The sequence below is a fragment of the Psychrobacter sp. 1U2 genome, assembly GCF_051847575.1.
Map to the genome: position 1 here is coordinate 1 of NZ_JBPYDC010000538.1, position 995 is coordinate 995.

General features: G+C 37.2%; 1 protein-coding gene. It reads right to left on the reverse strand.

What is annotated here, in order from left to right:
- A partial coding sequence (locus ACS8FD_RS17120) for a hypothetical protein (RefSeq protein WP_439276729.1) occupies positions 1-709 on the reverse strand: 709 nt, incomplete at its 3' end.
- Positions 710-995: the final 286 nt, after the last annotated feature.

Below are 995 nucleotides of genomic sequence, written 5' to 3' on the forward strand. Positions count from 1 at the left end.
TTGATAGCAGCGTCTTAGCTTTCTGTTTTTGCTGAATATGCAGGCGTGCAGATAAAAGTAACCGATATAATAAAAACCCTGAAGTTGGCGCAGATGAATGAATATCAGCAAAGATAGGATAGTCTGCTACTACTTCATGTTGTTCTGACAATACGCGGCAATACTCATCACTGCGTAATAGTTTATCAAGCGCCTCTGAAATCTCTAACACTCGGTCAGCCGTTATGGGGTCATCATGAGGACTTGGGTCATCAGATGGCAATGGGAACTTATAGTCAGTGTTGCCAAACAAAATACCAAGTGGCGCTTGCTTTGCCATATCTAGCATCGCTGTTAAGTTATTACTACGCGGCGGCAGGCCAAAATGTAGCTTACTGTCACCGATTTGTCTAAAAAACAGTAGCTTTGGTAAATCTTTAGCTAGCGGATGATGGACAAAGAAGTCTGCATGAATAAAGTCATTGAATAACACCAGCATATCAGTAGGCTGTAATAGTGCTTCTAAGCTCGCTGTATCTATCGACGGATTGTTAGCTATCAATATGATCCGCTCACTTTGTAATAATGACTCTTGAATCATAAGCGGTAAGCTTGCAAAAGCCAAAGCCGATATCATATTTTCATCGGTAGCAATATTGAAATCAAAGTCACCTATAGAGTGATAAATGTTGTCGTACAATGAGTCTGTTGGCTGGGACGTATGTAGCATAGAAGCTTAAATGACCTAAATAGAAAGAAGAATTAACATTATAAAAAACGGAGAAACATTATAACGTATGTCTATTAAAATAACATCACCTAAGGTTATGATAAATATAGTAAAAAACCGAGTATTAGACAATGTTTTGTAATACATAGATGCTACATTTTGCAACCTTTTCACCTTAGAGTCTTTTTTATATATCCGTACCATAAGAGCAGCTAAATCATAATTAGAAGGATGAATTTATGAAAAAGACATTTAAGAGTTTTAAACTAACGACATTGGGTGCTTG